Origin of the sequence: Proteus sp. NMG38-2 (genome assembly GCF_020640995.1) — a bacterium.
Classification (GTDB): domain Bacteria; phylum Pseudomonadota; class Gammaproteobacteria; order Enterobacterales; family Enterobacteriaceae; genus Proteus.
In genome coordinates this window covers 1,413,720-1,435,766 of record NZ_CP085481.1, presented here as the reverse complement: position 1 = coordinate 1,435,766, position 22,047 = coordinate 1,413,720, and the positions used below count along the sequence as shown (strand labels likewise).

Genomic DNA, 22,047 nt, shown 5'->3' with positions numbered 1-22,047 from the left:
CTATTTGTAGCTGATTACCCAAATAAAATTATTCTGTTATTTCAGCAACATTTGATGATGCAATTTTATCTTTTTCTGCGTGTTGACCAAAACCTTTTAAACCGACAACGTGAACATGTTCAGTACCATTGAACACTTTACGAACGAGTTTATAAGTTGTACCTTTTTCTGGACTGATATTTTCTGGTGCTGCAATGATTAATTGCATATCTAAACGATCACAAAGTTCGAATAGCGTTGCAATAGATTTCGCATCCAAACGTGCAGCTTCATCGAGGAAAAGCAAACGACAAGGGGAAATATCTTTTCCTCTTAAGCGTCGAGATTCTTCTTCCCAACTTTGTACAACCATCACCAAAATTGACATACCAGTACCAATCGCTTCACCGGTTGATAACGCGCCACTTTCCGCTTTTAACCACCCTTCTGGTCCACGATTAACCTCGACATCCATTTCTAAATAATTACGATAATCTAACAGCTCCTCTCCCACTGTTTGTGGCATACGTTGCCCAATATCTACTTGTGGATTTAAGCGTTGATAGAGCTTCGCCATCGCTTCAGAGAAAGTAAGGTTTTGGTTTTTAAATAAGTCTTGGTATTGATTATCTTCTTCTGATAACACATCAAGAAGCACTTGATGGCTTTCACGAATATTGACGTTAAGTCGAACTCCTCGCACTTGGCCAAATGAAACCGCTTGTAAACCTTGGTTTAGCATACGGATACGATTTTGCTCACGCTGAATAGTTTTACGAATAATATTCGCGACACTTCGTGAGCTAATCGCTAATTTCTGTTCACGGCTTGTCAGTTCTTCCGTTAAGCGAGCAAGCTCAATTTCCATCTGTTCAATTGCATCAACGGGATCATCGGTTTTAATAATATCTTGGCGAATTCGCTCTCTTAAATGCTGATATACCGCAATAAAGAACTGAACTTTACGATCAGGATATTTAGCATCTTCAGAACGACGTAATGCATCACGTAAATATTCATTATCAGCAACAGCTTGACGTAATGCACCTAGCGCCTTATCCGACATTGAACGTAATTCATCAGCAGAAAGGTAAGCGAAATCTCGGCGATGTAAACGACGTTCCATACCATTTTCTTTCACCAATCGCATCACTGCACACCAACCCGCTTTTGCACTCACAACATGCTCTCGGATTTGAGTGTAATCACGCTCAAGTTTACGAATTTTTTTGGTCAGATTATCGCGTTCGGCTTCACTCAGTGCGATATCGCGTTCAAGTTGGCTAATACGAGTACGGTTAGCACTAACTGCAGAATAACGTTGATCCCGTAGTTCTTTTGCTCTTACTTCTGCTCCAACATCAATATGTATCCCCGTATCACGCATCTCCTGCTCAAGCTCTCTAAGCAATTCAGATTTAGTATCAAAAGAACTCTTTAATGATGCGAGCACTTGATTAAATTGAGCACATTGTGCTTGTTGTTGGCGATAAAGCTCCCTTGCTGTAGCGCGTTCAGTTTCTGCCATCTCTAAACAGTGGCGTAGTTTCTCATTAAGATCACTATTTTCGCTCACAATCTCAACAGCATCGCTATAACTAAAATGCGCACGACGTTGTACTACTTCCACCAGCAAGAAAGCTTGTTGTTGATAACGTTGTTGCTCTGCTTTTGCTTGTTCGTAGTCTTGCGTTAATTGCTCGTGCTCTTGTGGATCACTTTGCAAAATTGACGCAATAGGCTCTAGGGTTGCGAGTGCTTTTTCATGACGCTGTAAGTGGCGCATAGACTCTTCAGCGGCATACAGCTCTTCACGTAGCTCTTCAACACGGTCAATCAATGTTTCATCCATCAAGATATTCACTTGAGGGATCAGTTTATTAAGCAAATTCAGTGATTCTTTGGCACGAGCATAATGTTGGCGTTGCTGCTGAGTGCTTTCTTCATACTGTGCTAATGCTCTTTCTAGCTCATTACGTCTTTGATTAAGCTGGCGGATATCCGCTTCAGGATCAGCTTCAAAAGCAACTGAAATATGTTGCCCAACAAATTGGCTAAAGGCATGGTGTGCACGTTGAATTTTTTGCACATCAAAAGCTTGCGTTGCATAAAGTTCAGAAAGTTCATCACGTTGACGAGATAATATTTCTAATTGATTTTCACGCGCGGCACGACCAAAAAGTGGGATCTCAGGGTAGCGAGAATAACGCCATTGTCTATCTGAGCTCTTGATAAGAACCGCTTTATCCATCTCTTGTGCATTAAACACACTGTCATCGAAAGATTGAGGATCGCCTTCGATAAAATAGAGATCTTCTGGGCAATCGTCTAATGTTTCTAATTGCGCCTGAACTTGGGATAAGTCCTGTACAACAATAGCATGGCGTGCTGGGCCATATAACGCTGAGAAATAAGGTGCATCATCTAATGTAATATCATCATAAATCTCTGATAATAAAACCCCATTAAAACGCTCTGCTAACGTAATTAACCGTCCATCTTCAGCACCACTTGGCTGACTTAAACGTTCAATTTGCGCTTCAATTTGTTGTTTGCGTGTTGCTGTTTCATCACGTAATACGGTGGCTTCGCGCTCTTTTTCAAGTAACTGTTGCATATATTCTGTTACTTGATGACCCGTTTCAAAAGATTGACGAGTTTGCTCACACAGTTGCGTTAATGCATCTTGTGCCGCAAGCCATGCTGGGGCTTGTTTTTTTAGCTTTTCAATTTGTTGTTTGAGTTGATCCAGCTCTTGGCGCATTTGCATACGATGTTCGCCAGACTCATTAACATAATCGCTAAGCTCTTCAATTTTAGCTTCTAGCTCATCTTGTAAAATTAACAGATCATCTGGCTCCATCAATTTGCCATGATGTTTGTTAAACTCTTCAAGTTGGCGCTGAGCATTGTTTCGCTGATGTAAACGTTGCTCTAATTCTGCTAATTGCATACGAATAGGATGAACCCTATCCGCTTGGTGTCGATGAGAAGACCATTCACGTAATGCCGTTTTTGCAGCATCCCATGCATTTTGACGTTCAACTTCACCTACAATTGAACTCACTAGTTTATAGGCTTGATCAAATTGTGTTTTCGCAGCTTCAGAAACATTGAGTTTCTGCTCCATAGAAAGCAATGAATGAGTAATGGTTTGAATTTTTGCTTGGATCCGTTCAGCCCACTGATCAGCATTACTTTCATCTAAATCAGCAATATCACATTGTGCTTTAGCACGCTCTAAAGCCTGTACAGCTTGGCGATATTGGATAGCGCGTGTTTGTTGTACATCTAATGCTTGCTGATAGTCTGCTAACTGATTTTTCAGTTCATCGACTTCTTCTTCTGCCGATTCTACACGTGCTTCAAGTTCTTCTTTCTTAGACGCGGCTTCTTCAACCACTTCACTTTGTTCTTCTAAGCGAAAAGTTATCTCTTCCACATCGGCAACATAACGGTCAATTTTTTCTTGTTGACGAACCGCATTTTGCACTAAGTTTAATCGGTCACTTGCTGCTTGATAATCCGCTTCAAGATCAGAAGAAAGTGCTTGTTGCTCTTCCAGCTCTTTACCCATTTCAACAAAACGATATGCCTCGTTATTAATGGATTTTCTCTGGCTCCATAATTCACGGCGAACTTCTAAAGCTTCATCAAGATGAACTCGTCGTTCATTGGCATGGCGCATATAGTCAGCTGCAACATAAGATGTCGCTTCTGTAATTAAGTGCTTAAATAAGTCACGATCAGATTGAGTGACACGAATAGCTTCAAGCGTCATTCGGTTTTCACGTAGTGCGCCTTCCATATCTTGGAAAGCTTTTCTGACTCCGCTATTTTCAGGTAGTAAATAATCACGTAGAGAGCGTGTAATCGCACTTGAAATACCACCATACAATGAAGCTTCAATTAAGCGATAAAATTTAGCGCGATCACTCGCTGAACGTAAACGTTTAGGAATAACCCCCAAATCGAACATCACTGCATGGAAGTCAGTAATTGAATTAAATTGTCTGAAAACAACCCCATCAATGGCTTCAACTTTTTCTTTTAATTCATTGAGTGGTAAAACCCTTGCTTGGCGATCTGCAACAGCTTGAGTCAGAATTTCTGTCGGGTTTTCTGCCATCGGCAGCCCTTGGATCATAAAGGGTTTGATATCAACTTTTTTATCGCGACCAGCAATCTGCTGTAAACGCACCCCTACCACAGCACGTAAATGACGTGAGTTGATCACATCTAATACAGCGTAACAGACGCCAGGACGTAACTTCCCATATAAACCTTTATCACGAGAACCACTTGTTGATCCAGCTTCGGTGGTATTACGAAAGTGCAGTAAAGTCAGATCAGGGATCATTGCTGTGATAAATGCGGCCATAGTGGTTGATTTACCAGCACCATTCCCGCCTGATAATGTCGTCACCAATTCATCTAAGTCAAAAGTGCGAGCAAAGAACCCATTCCAGTTGATCAGTGTTAATGAGCGAAATTTTCCACGTTCAATCATTTATTTTCTTCCTCCGCATCATCTTCACCTGATTGTAATTGCTCATCTTCATTTTCTTCATCATCATTTGGTGTCTCTGATCCTGTATCAAGCGCCATCGCTTCACCATCACGGATCATTCGCATTTGAGCTTCCAGTGGTGAATCACCACTGCGCACATCAGCACCAAAGCGGAACACTGATTCTGTTATTGAAAAACGCTGTAAGTCATTTAATAAGAATGAGATCATACCTAAACGACGTAAACGATTCAGAGAGGTTCTCATTTTTTCTTGCAGTTTTTGCAAATCAAGATCAGAACCGGTGGAACGCTGATTCACTAAACGTAATAATTTATTTTCATCTGCTAGCGTTCTTAATTCATCGAATAGCTCTTGAACAGTAAATATACCCTGATTCGCTAATCGCTCTGGGCTAAGATAGAGATAACAAAGAATTTTCCCCACCAGCATATCCATTTCAGACAGTACAGAACGAGGAATAAGCGTAGTTGAGCGAGGACGTAGATAGAAGAAACCTTCTGGAGCTCGGATTAATTCAACATTATAACGCGCATAAAAATCTGACAATTCATCTTGAAAATCCATCAAGAAGGCATGATTATCCAGAGAATCTATACCAATATGTCGACCTGCACGTAACTGGCTATCCAGTTCAGGAAAAAGTGAGTTCGCTAATGCCTGCGCCAACTTTGCTGGCATAAATTGTTCAGTATGTATCGATGACATGCGCTTGTACCTTAGCTCCATATTCGTTAATTTCTGACCATTTTGCAGGTAATCCTGCGAGCTCAGCTTTTGCTACACCTAATCGTACCGCCTGATCAATCACAATACGGGCAACATCAAAATGTTTCTGCTGCGGGTAACGATCAAGGTATTCAACTAATACTGAACTGAGATCTAATGCTCTTTGCTCTAATTTGTAAGAAGCAAGCTCTTGCTCTACCCATTGCGCTATTTGTTCATTCACTTCACTGAACATTTGATATTCGAGTTCTTCAGGTAATTCACCTGTAACTTCTTCATCTCGTAAAGTCAGTTCTTCATCACGCATATCATACAACCTATCTGCATTAGCGTAAGTTAATGCCCATGGGCTGTCGAAATAGTTTTGTACTGATTGACGTAATCGACGAGAGAATATACGGTTTTTATCCATGTCTATCGCAGTACGAATAAATTTATGGACGTGTCTATCATAGCCAATCCATAAATCAATAGATTGCTGACCCCAACTAATAATACGGTCTAGCTTACTTTGTAGCTCAAATACTAACGTATCTATTTGATCAACATGACCTGTATTCATGTTTGCTTCTTGAATACGCAATAGATTGGCTTGAAGTTTATCACCCGCGGCTTCAAGCGTATCTTGTAGCTCTCTTAATGTGCCAGAGGTTTCAGATAACAGTTGTTCACAGCTTGATATAGCAGCTTGCCAGTCTTGATTTAATAATGCCGCAATATCTTCTTTTACTGTATTTTGCTGTTCATCCATAATTCGCTGTGACAAATCAATGCTATCGAAAATTTCTGCAACTGAATATTTCAGTGGCGCAAAAACATTACGATGCCAATGATATTCATCGCCACCATCTTCAGCAGAACTTGCAGCAGAATCGAGTTCTCCCGCTACAATAGATAACTGCATAGATAAACGTAACGATGAAAACTCACGTTGACGAATATAATAATCACTAATTCCAATACCTAACGGCGTTAACCGATATATTGCATTACCTTCTACCAATTCACTGGTAAAACGGTTAAAAAGCCGCTGCTTAACCATATCATTAATGGCATTATTGGCACGAACTTGAATTGATTCTGCGGGTTGTTCAAAGCCTTTACAGACCTCTCTAAAGGCGTCAATTAACTCCCCTTCACTAATTTCACCATCAAGGCGTTCACTGTTTAATACAGCGACTGCCATCAAAAAAGCTAATCTTTCAGGTGGCAGTGAGATTGAGAAATCATTTTTTCTCGCCCAAGACACTAACTCAGGAACGGTCTGGGTAAAATCACTCATAGTACATCCTTAATTTACACGCTTTTGTGCCATGACATGAATGTAACGCCCCAGACTGATATAGGGCTCTTGCCGACAATAACGTTGCTCTAATGCGAGCAACGATGGAAAATCTTTATTTTGCAACTGGCGACTTTGTAAATAATCATGAAAAACACGAACTCCCGTTTTTCCTAATATTGTCATTGAAAATTCTGTCAGCCATTGATAAACATCTTCAGGTTGCAATGGATTTTGAGGCGATAATGATTTTTTTCTTCTTCGAGGAATTTCAGGATTTGCCAGATGAAAATTCCCCAATATCGCATTTCTCATGACAATACCATTCGCATTGTAAAACATCAGCGATAAGATACCATTAGGTAACAACATATCGGTAAGAACATTTACGGCGTCTTTCTGATCCGTGATCCATTCCAATACTGCATGAAATAGAATTAAGTCAACCCCTTCATCTATATGCTCTTTAATCTCTTGAGCTGCACAACAAATAAACGTCATGTTCTCGACAACACCCTCTTCAATCGCAGCCTCTTGTGCACGATTTAGCATCTCTTGTGATAAATCACATAAGATAATTTGGTGTCCTAATTTAGCAAGCTGACGAGAGAAATAACCTTCACCTCCACCTGCATCTAAAATACGCAAACTCCGGCTAGGTAAGAGGGTCAATAATTGTTGTAAATCTTCCCAAATCACCGCTTGACGTATTTTACCCTTTGTTGTGCCATAGATATTGCGGGAGAATTTATCTGCAATATCGTCAAAATTACGATCTGACATTAAAACGCCTCATGATAACAACTTACTACTTGCGCTCTTTGCGTTCTGATAAATTCAAAAATATGAGACACTGTACATAAATAAAGACGGCAATTTTACCAGTGTTCTATGATACTGACTGTTTTCTCTAAAGAAATAAGTCATGAATCAGATTATTCGCAAAGCGCAGTATAAATATAACGCTTATTAATGAAAAAATTAACGTTCAAACGTTTATCGTTTTATAAATAATTAAACGGTTCTTTATTTCTATTGATGAAAACTTAGTGAAACGTTGTTGTGTTAGCTATTTTGACACAACGTCTTGGAATTCCCCTAGTTTTCACTAAGCTTTCGCTATCAATTGCATGTATTTCACTCAATCTAGGATGATTTATGCTGTTTTTGCTCAAAAAATATGTTGCAGGCTTTCTGATGCCCTTGCCTTTGCTCTTATTAATCGCCTTTTTTGCATTAGCACTACTTTGGTTTACTCGTTGGCAAAAAACTGGAAAAAGCCTACTCACTGTTGTTCTTATTTTATTGACGATTTTAGGCATACAGCCTGTTGCTGATACACTATTAATGCCAAGTGAAAAAGAGTATCAAGCTCGTTATGAATTACGAGAAAATTCACAACAAGATGTGAACTATATTGTTGTTTTGGGTGGTGGATTTACTTATAACCCCGATTGGGCACCCAGTTCTAATCTTCTTAACAATAGTCTATTTCGTGTTGCTGAAGGTGTAAGACTCTATTATCGTAATCCTAATGCGATGCTAATTTTTACAGGTGGTGCAGGTGTTAATCAGATAAGTAGTGCTGAGGTAGCGGCTCAGGTAGCACAATCTTTGGGTGTACCTCCTGAAAGGACTATCGCATTATCAACACCGAAAGATACTGAAGAAGAAGCCTATGAAGTTGATAAATTAATTGGTAAGAAACCCTTTTTACTTGTGACGTCCGCTAACCATTTAGCACGCGCTGAACGTTTCTTTTTAGCCAGAGGCATGAAACCTATCGTTGCACCAGCTAATCAATTGGCTATCACTTCACCATTACATCCTTGGGAAAAATATTTCCCTTCAGCGACATATTTTCAGCATAGTGAACGTGCATGGTATGAGTTTTTAGGCTCAATGTGGCAATCAGTTAAACCTGCTGGGCAACCCGCTACTATTTCTGAAAATGAAAGTCATCAATCAGATAAAGAAGAAAACCAGTAATTAGAAATATTTTTGCTTACTGATACAAAAACGGCACTTAATTTAAGTGCCGTTGAAATTGATTTGTGTCCGTTAAAAGATCAGAACTCTTGGTTAAGTGCTCGATATGCAGCTCTGGCTGCAATAAGATCATCTTGAGTGTCAACACCCACACCAGGAACTTCTAATGCTTTTGCAACATGGATTTTTTCGCCATACCACAATACCCGCAGTTGCTCTAACATTTCAATAGATTCTAATGGGCTTGGCTCCCAAGTAATATATCGACGTATAAAGCCAGCGCGATAAGCATAAATCCCAATATGGCGGAGATAATGCTCACCAATTTCATCGTGTGATAAGTTAAAACGGTCTCTTTCCCAAGGAATGGTTGCACGAGAAAAATAAAGTGCGAAACCTTTTGCATCCATAACCACTTTCACTGCATTAGGATTAAACGCTTCTTTTGAATCAACAATAGGCACTGCCAATGTTGCCATTCCTGCACCACAACTTGCTAAATTTTCAGCAACTTGAGTAATAATTGCGGGAGGAATAAGAGGTTCATCACCTTGTACGTTAACGATTATCTCGTCATCTGCAAATTGGTATTTTTCAATGACTTCAGCTAAACGTTCTGTACCCGAATGGTGATCTTCTCGGGTCATACAGGCTTCCCCACCCGCTTTTTCCACAGCGGCAACAACATCTAAGTTATCGGTTGCGACAATGACACGGTTTGCACCAGAACGCATAGCCTGTTCCATAACACGAACAATCATAGGTTTACCGTGAATATCCGCGAGGGGTTTACCCGGTAAGCGGGTCGATGCATATCGACCAGGGATTATGACCGTGAACATGAAGTTACTTTTCCTCTTCTAGTGATAATTCTCTTGCTTCATTCTCCAGAAGAACGGGGATATTGTCACGAACAGGATAAGCTAAATGATCAATTTTGCAGATAAGCTCTGAATTTTCTTTATCAAAGATAAGTTTGCCGTGGCAAACTGGACAAGCAATAATTTCAAGTAAGCGGTGATCCATTTTTTCCCTCTCAAGGGTTAATCATTTTATATAGCAAAAGGATATCATAAGGAAGGATCAGCGTTAATACTCAAAGCCTCTCGTTTAGTGATAATTCGAAAATTATTTTGGTTATTAATAAATTTATTATTTTCTTTTTTACTATAAGCAACAAAAAAGCCACATTAATGTGGCTTTTTATCGTTGAGTCTGCAACATCATTAATAAAGAATTACATTCCACTTTTATTGATAATAATTTAACCTTTTTATTATCTTTATTGCATTCTAATTAACGTTATAACTCTTTTATATTACTTATTCGGTTTGGTAGTAAGCTATTTGACCTTACCTGCCCCAAAATAGGTATAAACGATAATTTAATCTCAGTGTTAAACTATCGTTTCTACTACATCATCAACAAGGTAAAACCTTATTTAAAATCCGATAACATCAGCAGCTTCTAGGCCGGCGGCTGTTCTGATAACAGAAAATTCAACGTCTTGACCTTCTGTTAATGCTTTGTTTTTTGTATTGGCAATCGCTTTTTTATTGACATAAACTTCTTGTTCAATATCTCTTGCAACAATAAGACCATAACCTTTGTTATTGTCGAACCATTTAACGCGACCCATTCTTAATTGTAATGTCATGATAGATAAACTCCTTTTGTTCTTCGTATAGTTTTTATTTTTCTATACTAATGCATCCTACTTTTTATTATGTCTTCTTATATAAAACCCCAATTAAATTCTGAACACATTAATTTAAGTAGTGCATTTTATTATTTAATATAAATGTTCAAAACCGTGATAGCTAAACTTGATGAATATTCTAAGGCTCAATCAATATTTACAGTATCAACATGACAAAAAGATGACATGAGGAAGATATTTTATTGCGCACCTATAAATAAAATAACCGTATATAAGGAGGATTAATAATCACCATTCAAAATAGTTTCTACAATCCATTAGGTGCAAAGCCTATTGCATTCACAGCATAAAAGTATTACGTCTACATTAAAGATCCACAAAATCTCCACACAAGGCTTTTGAGTAGATAGGGTATTGGCGAGTTAAATTGAACTACGACAAAAGCGATATGCGACTGTGGGTAGGTAATCTTTTATGTAACGCTATCCTGATTTCCACTATAAATATCATTGTTTCAGATCAGATACAAGTTTTTTTCGAGCCGTAAATTAAATTGCTGACTTGTTTTAGCACAGATTGGCTATTTAACTCAGCGCTGACTGGCAAATACCACCAATTTTCTTGAGCAAAATGCTGACATTTAACAGCATCTTTTTCTGTCATAATAAGAGTTTCATTGAAAGGTGTTAAATCTTGTAATTCTTTGGCGCTGTAATCACTGTGATCACTAAATGCTTGAGTTGAAATTAATTCAATTCCTTTTTCGCGCAAAGAATTAAAAAAACGAGGAGGATGACCAATGCCAGCTATTGCTACCGCTTTAGCTATCTGTTGAACTGGCTTTTTCTCACCCGTCTTAAGGTTCACTGCAATATCACCCGCTAAAACCATTGCTATCTCATTATCTTGGCTTAAACCACCATTAACAATAATTGCATCGACTGAATGTAAGCGACTCGCACGTTCCCGCATAGGGCCAGCAGGAAGCCACCAGCCATTACCAAATCGACGCTGCCCATCGATAACAACAATTTCATAATCACGCTGTAGTGCATAATGCTGTAAGCCATCATCAGTGATAATCACATCAAGTTCATGTTGTGCTAATAAGGCTTTTACTGCATCTCGTCGAACAGGTGCAACCGCAACAGGTGCACCTGTTCGATGATAAATTAACACAGGCTCATCACCTGCCATTGCAGGTGTGGTCTCTGATGTTAGTAGTAATGGATAATGATCTGATTTCCCGCCATAACCACGGGAAACAATGCCTGGTTTAAATCCTTGCAGTATTAATTGCTCAACAAGCCATATAACAACGGGGGTTTTACCATTGCCACCTGCTGTTAAGTTACCAACAACCACAACAGGAACAGAGGCTTTCCATGATGACAACCATCCTTTTTGATATGCAAAGCGCCTTAATAGAGTAATCGCGCCGTACAACCATGAAAATGGAAGTAAGAGGAGATAAAACCAAGATTTACCAGACCAAATCCGTTCAATCATTTACCAAATTGCATCCTGTGAAGTTGAGCATAAACACCTTTTTGATCGATTAAATCAATGTGTGAGCCACGTTCAACAATTTCACCATCTTCAATAACTAAAATTTCATCCGCTTTTTCAATGGTTGATAATCGGTGAGCAATCACTAAAGAGGTTCTATTTTTTTGCAGTTCATCAAGAGCTGATTGAATAGCACGTTCAGATTCTGTATCAAGTGCCGATGTAGCTTCATCAAGGATAAGAATTGGTGAATCACGTAGTAAAGCCCTCGCTATCGCGATACGTTGACGTTGTCCACCTGAAAGCAGAACACCATTTTCGCCAATTTCGGTATCTAGGCCTTTATCCATTTTATTAATAAAGTCCATTGCATGCGCCATTTTGGCTGCTTTTTCGATATCTTCACGACTGTATTGGTCTTCACAAGCATAAACAATATTATTTGCTACTGTTTCATTAAATAAGTGAACATTTTGAGAAACAAGAGCAACTTGATTACGTAAAGATTTCAACGTGTATTCACGAATATCATGACCATTAATCAATATTTGCCCTTCATTGATGTCATAGAAACGCGTGATCAGATTCGCTATTGTTGACTTACCTGAACCAGAACGTCCCACTAATGCAACAGTTTTTCCTGCTGGAATAGTAAATGACATATTTTTCAAGGCAGGAGTATCTTTTGTCACATACTGGAAAGTCACATTACGGAATTCAATATCACCCGTTGGTTTTTTCAGTTCTAGTTTACCTGTGTCTTTCTCTTGTTCCATATCGAGAATAGCAAATAATGTCTGGCAAGCTGCCATACCTCTTTGGAACTGAGCATTCACATTCGTCAATGATTTCAATGGGCGCATTAATGCAACCATTGATGAGAAAACAACGGTGATTGTACCTGCAGTTAATGTATCCATAATGTCAGGGAAACTAGCCGCGTACAGAACAAATGCTAACGCAAAGGAAGCAATTAATTGAATAATAGGATCTGAAATTGACGATGCAACAACCATACGCATACCTTGGCGACGAATATGGTTACTCACATGATTAAAGCGCTTATTCTCTACTTCTTGACCATTAAAAATAAGTACTTCTTTATGTCCTTTCAGCATCTGTTCAGCGCTAGTTGTTACTTGTCCCATGCTATTTTGAATACGTTTACTAATCGTTCTAAAACGTGTTGATACCAAACGAATAACAATAGCAACAATAGGGGCAATAACAATGAGGATCATGGATAATTGCCAACTATAGTAAAACATCAAGCCAAAGAGCCCGATAATGTAGGCACCTTCACGAACAACTGTAATTAATGCACCTGATGATGAAGACGCAACTTGCTCTGAATCATATGTAATACGAGAAAGCAAAGTTCCTGTTGATTGCTGGTCAAAAAAGCTCACCGGCATTCCCATAATGTGGGAAAACAGTCGGCGACGCATATTCATTACAACTTTCCCAGATACCCAAGAAAGACAGTAACTTGAAATAAAGTTAGATATACCACGCAGAACTATCAGTCCAATAACAGCAATCGGCATCCATTTTAATACGTCATTACTTGCTTTACCAAAACCTTCATCAAGCAGTGGTTTTAATAAAGAAATCATAAATGCATCCACACCCGCATTGATGATTAATGCAATTGCTGCAGCGATCAAACCCGCTTTGAAAATCCGAATCATCGGCCATAAGCGTCGGAATGTTTGCCACGTTGATAGGTCTATATCATTCATATATATTACCAAACTTTTAATAATTAGCCGGTCATTCTACTCGGGAAACGTCAAAACACCAAACCACTGATGATACCAGCGAGGTAAAATATCTCGTCTATAGGTAAATACATCAATATTATCTTGATTAAACTCGATCGAAATCTGCCCACTAATAGAGGTTGTTAGCCAATTAATAGCTTCTTTTTTATAACGAAGATGTACTTTATCAGAAGGTAAACGCCAAAGGCTATAACGAGCAGCAGAAACGAGTGCAAATTTAGGCGACACTGTTTGAATAAACGCCAATGTGGACGATGTTTGGCTACCATGATGAGGAACCTGTAAAATATCAGCGCTTAATTGGCGATTTTTCGACCTTATTAATTGTATTTCCGCCTCTTTTTCAATGTCACCTGTCAACAGTATATTATGTTTACCATCACTTACATTGATCACACATGATTGATTATTTTTAGGTGAGAGAACTTTATTTGGTGGCCATAATGCATCAAACTTAACCCCTTTCCATTGCCATGATTCACCCTGTAAGCAGGGTAAATGTGAAGAATTATCAAAGCTACTACGAAGTGTTAAATTGGGATAAGCCATCATTAAATCATCAATACCTCCCGTATGATCTAAATGGTCATGGCTGATGATTAATGCCACAGGATTAAGCCGATGATATTTTAAATAAGGAATAATGACACTTTTTGCAATTGAACCACCACTTTTCCAGCGTATTCCTGTGTCATAAATAATCGCTTCTCTATCTTTTTCAAGAATAATAGCTAAGCCATGGCCAACATCTAACATAGACATACGCCATTGATAACGTGAGAAAGTTGTGAGTTCACAATATAAAAGAATACCAATAGCAATAAGCAAAATAAAATGATGACGCCACCATGACATTTTTATAATTGCAATAATACCAACACCTAAAAACCCCAATAAAAAAGGAATAGCACCACTATATTGCCAATAAGGTAAAAATAAAGGAGCACACCAAAAAGCAAGATTAATAGAGAGATCAACCCAGTGCCAAATTATTGGTTGTAAAAATGAAAAAAAGGATGTCAATAATCCAAACATTATTAATGGTACTGTAATAAATGAAACAATAGGAACTGCCCATAAATTAACAATAAAACTAAAAAAATTAGCACCACCAAACAAATAGAATTGAAACGGTAATAAAATAATTAGCAATCCAAATTGTAAGTGAATTAGTCTTAAAATAAACCATCGTTTTTGATGATTATATTTAGCTTTTAATGGATACATCCAATACCAAAAAATAATGGCAAATACAGCAGAAAACGAAAGCCAAAAACTGGCTGAAAGTATCGATAGTGGTTCAACAATCAATATAAGGGCAGCGCTCCAAAGAGCCCATTGCCAAGGCAGAAATAATCGGCTTTGCCAATGTAAGATCACCCAAACACTTAATCCGATAACAGCTCTTGTTGCAGGTATTCCCCAGCCCGATAAAGTCGCATAGAATACACCACATCCCCAAGCTATCAACAATGGAAATTGTGTATTTATCCATTTAATGGGAAATAAAAACTGAAGAGCCCTTGCTATAACCCACCCTACAAGTGCAGCTAACCCGATATGCAATCCCGATATAACAATAAGATGTGCAACTCCCGTTTTCATATAAAGATCTTTTCTTTCATGCTCTATATCACGTTTATCACCTAGAACTAACGCAATAATCTCACCTTTATTTTTTGCTGTTTGCCAATAGGTTAAAAGAGAATGAATAAATTGAGTGCGTAGCGAAATATCAGCATGAACGAATGTAGCTAACATCACTTTTCCTGTTAAGGTTTCTTTTTTAGAGACTGCATATTTTTGGCTATCAAATCCACCTTCATTTAAATAGCTGTGTACAGCTTTAAATTGAATTTTAAATTTCCAAAATTGCCCTATTTCGATATTTTTAGGTGGATTTCTCCAATATACGTTGGCGTAAATAGAAGATGAAAAAAATGTCTCTTTGGGAATGGGAATTTTGATAATAATATTACCATCTGATAATTGACGATATTCAACAATATTTGTTTCAAATGACACAATATTATCAACAAGTTGAGTTGTTTTTACCATCAATGAGTATGCGATAAGATTAGAATAAACCCAGAAGAATAAAAACAATGCTAAGAAACGAATTAATGAAAAAGGAATAAGTAATAAAGATATTGCAATAATAATTACAATATAATAAGTCGTTAAACTAAAAAGTGTATGTTGAAATAATAGAGGTAGACAACCTAATAATATTGCTAGAGCGATACTATCCAAACTCAGTGTTGTAAAATAGAATCGTTGATAATATTTTGAATAAAAAAAGTATTGTTTTATTGATAATATTTTTAACCTCAAAATACTTATTATTCCTCTCAATAAAATCATTTTTGCATCCCTTCATAAGTATCTTTAAATATCATGAAGTTATATTTTTATTAAAGGTAGCTCTTTAAAACGTTTTTTCGCGCTTCTTTATAAAAAGAAATTTTTTTATTGTCGTATACATTATATTTTGAGAACAAACTCGAAAAAAACAAAACAAATCAACAATTATGATAATTAAATCAAGAAATAACGTTCAAAGTACAATAAAGTAATACAAAGAAAAGTAAGAAAGAAAATAAAAAAGGAAAATAAAAAAGGAAAATAAATAGATATGGTAAATGAAGTAAAGGAATAACAATCAAAAACTAACCAATGGAAGCAATCAAAAATAATCAACACAAATAAAAGATAATAAAAAACGGCACCGAAGTACCGTTTTTGAGAAAGTTAACTAACATCGTGCCATTTCGACAGGAGTTATTATTCCGTATAAATATTTACACGGTCACGTAACTCTTTACCTGGCTTAAAGTGTGGAACGTATTTACCTTCCAGATCTACTTTATCACCAGTTTTCGGGTTACGACCCGTACGCGGCGCACGGTAGTGTAGAGAAAAACTGCCGAATCCGCGGACTTCGATACGCTCACCATCAGCTAAAGTATCAGCCATATGATCAAGCATTTCTTTTACAGCTTCTTCAACCGTCTTAGCCGAAAGATGAGATTGTAGGCCTGCAAGTCTCTCGATTAACTCAGACTTGGTCATATTACCTCCCTAAACTACCGATAAATAGGCAACGATTAACGTTGCCTCCGTTAATAACTTAAATTATTCGCCTTTAGCTGCTTTGAAAGCTTCAGCCATAGCGTTGTTTGAAAAACCAACTTCTTCTTTGTTGTTTACAGAAGCGATAGCGTCTTTCTCGTCTGCTTCGTCTTTAGCACGAACAGATAAGTTGATAACGCGGTTTTTACGGTCAACGCCAGTGTATTTAGCTTCAACAGCTTCGCCAACATTCAGAACCAGAGTTGCATCTTCAACGCGGTCACGTGAAGCTTCAGAAGCACGCAGGTAACCTTCAACACCGTCAGCTAATTCTACAGTTGCGCCTTTAGCGTCAACAGCAGTTACTTTACCAGAAACAATAGCACCTTTTTTGTGAGCAGACAGGTAATTATTGAATGGATCTTCTGATAATTGTTTAACGCCCAGTGAGATACGTTCACGTTCAGCATCAACTTGCAGAACTACAGCAGCGATTTCGTCGCCTTTTTTGTATTCACGAACTGCTTCTTCACCTGCAACATTCCAAGAAATGTCAGATAAGTGAACCAGACCGTCGATACCGCCGTCTAAACCGATGAAGATACCGAAGTCAGTGATAGACTTGATTTTACCTTCAACACGGTCGTTCTTGTTGTGAGTTTCTGCGAACTGCTGCCATGGGTTAGATTTGCACTGTTTCAGACCCAGTGAAATACGGCGACGTTCTTCATCGATGTCAAGAACCATAACTTCAACAACATCACCAACGTTAACAACTTTAGATGGGTGAATGTTTTTGTTAGTCCAATCCATTTCAGAAACGTGTACCAGACCTTCAACGCCTTCTTCGATTTCTACGAAGCAACCGTAATCAGTCAGATTAGTTACACGACCAGTCAGTCTAGTACCTTCTGGATAACGTTTAGCGATAGCTACCCATGGATCTTCGCCCAGTTGTTTCAGACCTAATGATACGCGAGTACGTTCACGGTCGAATTTCAGGACTTTAACAGTGATTTCGTCGCCAACATTGACAATTTCGCTTGGGTGTTTAACACGTTTCCAAGCCATGTCAGTGATGTGCAGTAAGCCGTCAACACCGCCCAGATCAACGAATGCACCGTAGTCAGTAAGGTTCTTAACGATACCTTTAACTTCCATGCCTTCTTGCAGGTTTTCTAATAACTGATCGCGTTCTGCGCTGTTTTCAGATTCGATAACCGCACGACGAGACACAACAACGTTGTTACGTTTTTGGTCTAATTTGATGACTTTGAACTCAAGCTCTTTGTTTTCCAGATGAGTTGTATCGCGAACTGGGCGAACGTCTACCAGTGAACCTGGTAAGAACGCACGAATGCCGTTCAGTTCAACAGTGAAACCACCTTTAACTTTACCGTTGATGATACCAACAACAGTTTCGTTTTCTTCGTAAGCTTTTTCCAGCATCAGCCACGCTTCGTGACGTTTAGCTTTCTCACGAGACAGAACGGTTTCACCGAAGCCATCTTCAACCGCGTCCAGAGCAACATCAATTTCGTCGCCCACTTGGATTTCTAATTCGCCTTGAGCGTTTTTAAATTGTTCTACAGGGATAGCAGATTCTGATTTCAGACCTGCATCAACCAGAACAACGTCTTTATCGATAGCAACTACAACACCGCGAACGATAGCGCCAGGACGAGTTTCGATTGTTTTTAGGGATTCTTCAAAGAGTTGAGCAAAAGATTCTGTCATGTTAATGATCTTCAAGTAAATTTAATTAACGTCCATTTAGCATCCGGCCGAATGGGGTTGTTTCACATACCTCGTTACATCCTTTGTGACAAGGTCATCGGGCATTGTTGTGTTTTCATTAACACGTCAACCCGATTTTGATAATTACCTAGTATAAACGAAATAAAAATTAATTACGCTGATAATTGCAGATTTTTTTTAGCATAAGTTAACGATTTTTCAATAACTTCGTCGATAGACAAACTTGTAGAATCGAGAATTAATGCATCTTTCGCTGCAACAAGTGGCGCAACAGCGCGATTCCGGTCACGGTGATCGCGTTCTTTTATCTCGGATAAAAGGCGCTCAAAGTTAACATTAAAGCCCTTTTCCTGCAACTGTAACATGCGACGACGTGCTCGTTCCTCTGCGCTGGCTTCAAGAAAAATTTTCACTTGAGCATCAGGGAAAACTATCGTTCCCATATCTCGCCCATCGGCAATAAGACCAGGTTCAGTACGAAATGCTCGCTGGCGACGCAATAATGCTTCTCTTACACGGGGAAAAGTTGCTGCTTGTGAGGCCGTATTCCCAACTGTTTCAGTACGAATTTCATTCGATACATCTTCACCTTCGAGGATAACACTTAAACCATTCTCATTAGGAACAAAACGTACATCTAAATTTGCCGCTAAAGGTACTAATGCATCTTCAGAAGTAATATCAACATGGTGGTGTAAAGCAGCTAATGCCAACACACGATAAATAGCACCAGAGTCAAGTAAGTGCCAGCCAAACGCTTTCGCTAATGCTTGGCATAATGTTCCTTTACCTGCTCCGCTAGGCCCATCAACAGTTATAACAGGGACGATAACCGCCATGAGTTTCTCCTTTTCATGGGCACTGTGTTTCTGTGTTTGATGCTTTTATTACATTGATATAATAGACATTGAATTCAAACAGAGAAAAACAGTATTAATGTATGCGCGTCATTATACGCATACAATGTATAGGAAGAAACAAGCAGATAAAGGCCAAAGAGATTTATTCAATATTATTTTTTATAGATAGGTTATTTTTTAGAAAACTTTGTCTGAACATAATAAAAAATCGGCAATATTGTGCTGTTAGAAGTCCAACACTGCCGATTTAACTGATTTAAATTTGACTTGTTTTTATTAAATACAATGGGTATTAACCATGACGCTGAGAAAGCGTTTCTAACTTATCAAAATAATCTGGGAATGTTTTGGCTGTACAACCTGGATCAAGAATAGTAATAGGTGTATCAGACAATGCCACCAGCGAGAAACACATAGCAATACGATGATCGTTATAAGTTTTGATATTTGCAGTCGTTAACTGCTGTGGTGGAGTGACTTTTAAGTAATCATGCCCTTCTTCTACAATCGCACCTACTTTTTGCAATTCTGCAGCCATTGCTGCCAATCGGTCAGTTTCTTTTACACGCCAGTTATAGATATTACGAATAACAGTATCACCTTTTGCAAACAGCGCTGTAGTAGCAATGGTCATTGCTGCATCAGGAATAGTATTCATATCCATATCGATGCCCTTTAACGAGCCACGTTCACATTCAATATAATCATCACCCCAACGTATTTTTGCTCCCATTTTTTCAAGTACAGAAGCAAAATGAATATCGCCTTGCAAACTATTTTTGCCAATACCTGTCACTCGGACTGTTCCACCTTTAATTGCAGCAGCAGCTAAGAAATAAGATGCTGATGACGCATCTCCTTCTACAAGGTATTTTTCAGGTGATTGATATTGTTGACCGCCTTTCACAACAAATTGTTGATAATTTTGATTTTCAATCTTGCCACCAAAGGTATTAATCAACGCTAAGGTAATATCGATATACGGTTTTGATACTAACTCACCCTTAATTGTAATAGTTGTATCTTGCTCAGCTAATGGCGCTGTCATTAATAAGGCGGTCAAAAATTGGCTTGAAACACTACCATCAACTGCTACATTTCCACCCTTAAAACCGCCACATAAACGAATAGGTGGATAATCTGTTTGTTCGAGATAATCGATACTCGCACCACCTTGGCGCAAAGCGTCAACTAAGTGCCCAATTGGGCGCTCTTTCATTCGTGGTTCACCCGTTAATACAATGTCATGCGAACCTAAACTTAATGCAGCTGCCAATGGACGCATTGCTGTACCAGCATTACCTAAGAAAAGTTCTAATGGTGAATTAGTTTTAAATTCACCACCTAGACCCTCTATATCACAAACTGTATTGTTATTTGATAATTGATACTGCACGCCTAATGCTTTTAATGCATTTAGCATATGACGAATATCATCACTATCTAATAGGTTAGTTAAACGTGTTTTACCTTTAGCTAAAGCGGCTAATAATAACGCACGATTAGAGACACTTTTTGAACCTGGTAAATTAATAGTGCCTTCAATATGAGCAATAGGCTGTAATGTCAACGATTCCATAAACAGGTAAGAACTCCGATAAACAAATAAAATAAGATGGGATGCTGTTTAATCAAAAAATAATAAAACGATTTAGGTACTTATTGTTTTTATTTATTTTTTAGTACTGGGATAATTTGATTGTCATTATCAACATCTTTGGATAAAAGGAAACCTACTTTCACATAGGCTTCCTAGACATATAATGTATGTATTATGCGTGGCGACGCTCAAAATCAGCCATAAAATCAACTAATGCTTGAACACCAGCTAATGGCATTGCGTTATAAATTGATGCACGCATACCACCAGATACACGGTGGCCTTTTAATGCGACTAACCCTTGAGCTTCGGCCTCTTTTAAGAAGACTGAATCTAATTCAGGGGAAGACATTTGGAAAGGTACATTCATTAGTGAGCGATTTTCTGTAGCAACTCGATTGATATAAAAATCGCTATTATCAATTGCACTATAAAGAAGCGCTGCTTTTTCATAGTTACGTTTTGCCATCTCTTGCAAACCACCTTGCTCTTTCAGCCATTTAAAGACCATACCTGATAAATACCAAGCAAAGGTAGGTGGTGTATTAAACATGGAGTCATTTTCAGCAAGCACTGTGTAATCAAACACAGAAGGTGTTTCTTTATGCGCTTTACCTAATAGATCTTCACGAATAATGACAATAGTTAAACCCGCAGGGCCAATATTTTTTTGTGCACCCGCATAGATAACACCAAAACGGCTAACATCTATCGGTTGAGATAAAATAGAAGACGAATAGTCAGCAATAACAATTTTGTTGTCATCAAAATTGGGTTCTTCATGAATGGCAATACCATCAATGGTTTCATTTGGGCAATAATGTACATAAGCGGCATCATTACTTAATTGCCATTCTTTCATTGGCTTAACACCAATTTTGCCATCAACTTCTGTTTTAATTTTAATGATATTTGGCGAACAATATTTTTCAGCTTCTTCGGCTGCACTTTTCGCCCAATAACCACCATCAATATAGTCAGCTGTTGTCTTCTCACCTAACAAGTTGAGAGGTAAAGCCGCAAAGTGACCTCGTGCCCCACCATGGCAAAAAAGAATTTTGTAGTTTTCTGGCACATTGAGAAGATCACGAAGATCTTGCTCTGCCTGATGAGCAACTTCAAGAAACTCTTTACTGCGGTGGCTGATTTCCATGACCGAGCGCCCCAGTTCATGCCAGTTGCATAATTCTAATTCTGCACGACGAAGGACTTCTGCCGGTAACATAGCCGGACCTGCACTAAAGTTATATAACTGACTCATTCAAATTCACCCTATCTGAATATGTTTTTACAAA

Annotated in this window: 16 protein-coding genes; 1 reads left to right on the top strand and 15 read right to left on the bottom strand. The window is 38.4% G+C overall.

All coding sequences use genetic code 11. From position 1 onward, the window contains the following. Positions 1-28 precede the first annotated feature (28 nt). From mukB to cmoM, 4 genes are read right to left on the bottom strand one after another with little or no spacing between them, the layout of a single operon-like run. Positions 29-4,489: a chromosome partition protein MukB gene (gene mukB, locus LG402_RS06665; RefSeq protein WP_227336653.1), complete on the bottom strand. Its 4,461-nt coding sequence runs from the start codon at positions 4,487-4,489 to the stop codon at positions 29-31. Beyond that, the gene (mukE, locus tag LG402_RS06660) at positions 4,486-5,217 is read right to left on the bottom strand and encodes a chromosome partition protein MukE (protein WP_166539631.1); all 732 of its coding nucleotides are present in this window, start codon (positions 5,215-5,217) and stop codon (positions 4,486-4,488) included. The genes mukB and mukE overlap by 4 nt, the downstream gene beginning before the upstream one ends. Next, positions 5,198-6,520 carry a chromosome partition protein MukF gene (gene mukF / locus LG402_RS06655; protein WP_072069667.1) on the bottom strand — a complete coding sequence of 441 codons (1,323 nt, stop codon included), beginning with the start codon at positions 6,518-6,520 and terminating at the stop codon, positions 5,198-5,200. Before mukF ends, mukE begins: the two co-directional genes overlap by 20 nt. A 9-nt stretch (positions 6,521-6,529) precedes the next feature. Then, positions 6,530-7,303 (bottom strand): tRNA uridine 5-oxyacetic acid(34) methyltransferase CmoM, encoded by a 774-nt coding sequence (gene cmoM / locus LG402_RS06650; protein ID WP_166539632.1) that lies wholly within the window; start codon positions 7,301-7,303, stop codon positions 6,530-6,532. A 375-nt stretch (positions 7,304-7,678) separates the two neighbouring features. Between cmoM and elyC the strand changes: the two genes are divergently transcribed. After that, a complete protein-coding gene (gene elyC, locus LG402_RS06645) occupies positions 7,679-8,509 on the top strand; it encodes an envelope biogenesis factor ElyC (protein ID WP_166539633.1) in 831 nt (276 codons plus the stop codon). A gap of 80 nt (positions 8,510-8,589) precedes the next feature. Here the strand turns inward: elyC and kdsB are convergent, their stop codons facing one another. The 11 genes from kdsB to serC form a co-directional block, all read right to left on the bottom strand. After that, complete coding sequence (gene kdsB, locus LG402_RS06640; protein ID WP_099074994.1) at positions 8,590-9,351, bottom strand: 3-deoxy-manno-octulosonate cytidylyltransferase; 762 nt, start codon at positions 9,349-9,351, stop codon at positions 8,590-8,592. Between the two features lie 4 nt (positions 9,352-9,355). Then, positions 9,356-9,535, bottom strand: coding sequence for a Trm112 family protein (locus LG402_RS06635; protein ID WP_004244593.1), 180 nt, complete (start codon positions 9,533-9,535; stop codon positions 9,356-9,358). A gap of 415 nt (positions 9,536-9,950) precedes the next feature. Next, positions 9,951-10,166: a cold-shock protein gene (locus tag LG402_RS06630; RefSeq protein ID WP_023581324.1), complete on the bottom strand. Its 216-nt coding sequence runs from the start codon at positions 10,164-10,166 to the stop codon at positions 9,951-9,953. Between the two features lie 522 nt (positions 10,167-10,688). Beyond that, complete coding sequence (gene lpxK, locus LG402_RS06625) at positions 10,689-11,678, bottom strand: tetraacyldisaccharide 4'-kinase (RefSeq protein ID WP_166539634.1); 990 nt, start codon at positions 11,676-11,678, stop codon at positions 10,689-10,691. Beyond that, positions 11,675-13,420: a lipid A ABC transporter ATP-binding protein/permease MsbA gene (gene msbA / locus LG402_RS06620; protein ID WP_109408799.1), complete on the bottom strand. Its 1,746-nt coding sequence runs from the start codon at positions 13,418-13,420 to the stop codon at positions 11,675-11,677. The genes lpxK and msbA overlap by 4 nt, the downstream gene beginning before the upstream one ends. A gap of 36 nt (positions 13,421-13,456) precedes the next feature. Then, entirely contained in the window at positions 13,457-15,715 is a 2,259-nt protein-coding gene (locus tag LG402_RS06615) for a DNA internalization-related competence protein ComEC/Rec2 (RefSeq protein ID WP_227336652.1), read from the bottom strand. Between the two features lie 531 nt (positions 15,716-16,246). After that, positions 16,247-16,534, bottom strand: a complete 288-nt coding sequence (gene ihfB / locus LG402_RS06610; RefSeq protein WP_006537420.1) for an integration host factor subunit beta — start codon at positions 16,532-16,534, stop codon at positions 16,247-16,249. Positions 16,535-16,597: 63 nt separating this feature from the next. Continuing rightward, entirely contained in the window at positions 16,598-18,271 is a 1,674-nt protein-coding gene (gene rpsA / locus LG402_RS06605) for a 30S ribosomal protein S1 (protein ID WP_036938108.1), read from the bottom strand. A 173-nt stretch (positions 18,272-18,444) separates the two neighbouring features. After that, positions 18,445-19,131 carry a (d)CMP kinase gene (gene cmk, locus LG402_RS06600; protein WP_109408797.1) on the bottom strand — a complete coding sequence of 229 codons (687 nt, stop codon included), beginning with the start codon at positions 19,129-19,131 and terminating at the stop codon, positions 18,445-18,447. Positions 19,132-19,444: 313 nt separating this feature from the next. Beyond that, positions 19,445-20,731: a 3-phosphoshikimate 1-carboxyvinyltransferase gene (aroA, locus tag LG402_RS06595; RefSeq protein WP_227336651.1), complete on the bottom strand. Its 1,287-nt coding sequence runs from the start codon at positions 20,729-20,731 to the stop codon at positions 19,445-19,447. 193 nt (positions 20,732-20,924) lie between these two features. Continuing rightward, complete coding sequence (gene serC / locus LG402_RS06590; protein WP_166539638.1) at positions 20,925-22,013, bottom strand: 3-phosphoserine/phosphohydroxythreonine transaminase; 1,089 nt, start codon at positions 22,011-22,013, stop codon at positions 20,925-20,927. Positions 22,014-22,047: the final 34 nt, after the last annotated feature.

Excerpts from the sequence above, each read along its gene's own strand:
- mukB (WP_227336653.1), bottom strand. The coding sequence starts at position 4,489 with ATGATTGAACGTGGAAAATTTCGCTCATTAACACTGATCAACTGGAAT.
- mukE (WP_166539631.1), bottom strand. The coding sequence starts at position 5,217 with ATGTCATCGATACATACTGAACAATTTATGCCAGCAAAGTTGGCGCAG.
- mukF (WP_072069667.1), bottom strand. The coding sequence starts at position 6,520 with ATGAGTGATTTTACCCAGACCGTTCCTGAGTTAGTGTCTTGGGCGAGA.
- cmoM (WP_166539632.1), bottom strand. The coding sequence starts at position 7,303 with ATGTCAGATCGTAATTTTGACGATATTGCAGATAAATTCTCCCGCAAT.
- elyC (WP_166539633.1), top strand. The coding sequence starts at position 7,679 with ATGCTGTTTTTGCTCAAAAAATATGTTGCAGGCTTTCTGATGCCCTTG.
- kdsB (WP_099074994.1), bottom strand. The coding sequence starts at position 9,351 with ATGTTCACGGTCATAATCCCTGGTCGATATGCATCGACCCGCTTACCG.
- LG402_RS06635 (WP_004244593.1), bottom strand. The coding sequence starts at position 9,535 with ATGGATCACCGCTTACTTGAAATTATTGCTTGTCCAGTTTGCCACGGC.
- LG402_RS06630 (WP_023581324.1), bottom strand. The coding sequence starts at position 10,166 with ATGACATTACAATTAAGAATGGGTCGCGTTAAATGGTTCGACAATAAC.
- lpxK (WP_166539634.1), bottom strand. The coding sequence starts at position 11,678 with ATGATTGAACGGATTTGGTCTGGTAAATCTTGGTTTTATCTCCTCTTA.
- msbA (WP_109408799.1), bottom strand. The coding sequence starts at position 13,420 with ATGAATGATATAGACCTATCAACGTGGCAAACATTCCGACGCTTATGG.
- ihfB (WP_006537420.1), bottom strand. The coding sequence starts at position 16,534 with ATGACCAAGTCTGAGTTAATCGAGAGACTTGCAGGCCTACAATCTCAT.
- rpsA (WP_036938108.1), bottom strand. The coding sequence starts at position 18,271 with ATGACAGAATCTTTTGCTCAACTCTTTGAAGAATCCCTAAAAACAATC.
- cmk (WP_109408797.1), bottom strand. The coding sequence starts at position 19,131 with ATGGCGGTTATCGTCCCTGTTATAACTGTTGATGGGCCTAGCGGAGCA.
- aroA (WP_227336651.1), bottom strand. The coding sequence starts at position 20,731 with ATGGAATCGTTGACATTACAGCCTATTGCTCATATTGAAGGCACTATT.
- serC (WP_166539638.1), bottom strand. The coding sequence starts at position 22,013 with ATGAGTCAGTTATATAACTTTAGTGCAGGTCCGGCTATGTTACCGGCA.